This is a genomic window from Bizionia myxarmorum, assembly GCF_008086205.1.
GTDB classification, from domain to species: domain Bacteria; phylum Bacteroidota; class Bacteroidia; order Flavobacteriales; family Flavobacteriaceae; genus Algorimicrobium; species Algorimicrobium myxarmorum.
Map to the genome: position 1 here is coordinate 1 of NZ_VSKK01000017.1, position 755 is coordinate 755.

A 755-nucleotide genomic window follows, 5' to 3' on the forward strand; every position below is an offset into this window, starting at 1 on the left:
ACGCAAATACTACCAATTTTATGTTTGGTAAGTGAAGAGCGCAAAACGGGTAAAACGACGTTTTTAAATTGGCTAAAACTAATTTTTCAAGGTAACATGACTATTAATAAGAATGAGGACTTTAGAAGCCGATTTAATTCGGACTGGTCAAATAAGTTAATTGTGTCTGTAGATGAAGTTTTGCTTGATAAAAGAGAGGACAGTGAGCGCATAAAGAACCTTTCTACAGCAGCATCTTATAAAACAGAATCCAAGGGTGTTGATAAAAGTGAATCTTTCTTTTTTGGCAAGTTTATTCTTTGCTCAAATAATGAATGTAATTTTATCCAAATAGATAAGGATGAAATTCGCTACTGGGTTAGGAAAGTGCCGAGTTTGAAAGATGAAAATGAGAATCCAGATTTATTGTTGGATTTAAAAAAGGAGTTACCGCACTTTATGTTCTATTTAAATAAGAGAAAAATCAGTTCTAAAAGAACCACAAGAATGTGGTTTAGGAAAGAGCAGATTGTAACCGAAGCTTTAAAAAATCTAATTAAGGGAAACAAGACTTATTTGGATAAAGAAATCCATGAAATATTGGTGGATGATTTTATAATGTTCGAGCAAGAAGAGCTTCAGTATTCTTTAGGTGATTTATTAGAGAAATTGACCAAAAATAATATCAGAGCAACTACCTCTAAAGTTTCTGAAACTCTTAAAAGTCAGTTTGACTTAAAAAGCACGAATGGTGCCTATACTAAATATTATTTAGC

The 755-nt window shown here is 31.9% G+C and carries 1 protein-coding gene; it reads left to right on the top strand.

What is annotated here, in order from left to right:
• A partial coding sequence (locus tag ES674_RS15470; protein ID WP_246126087.1) for a primase-helicase family protein occupies positions 1-755 on the top strand: 755 nt, incomplete at both ends.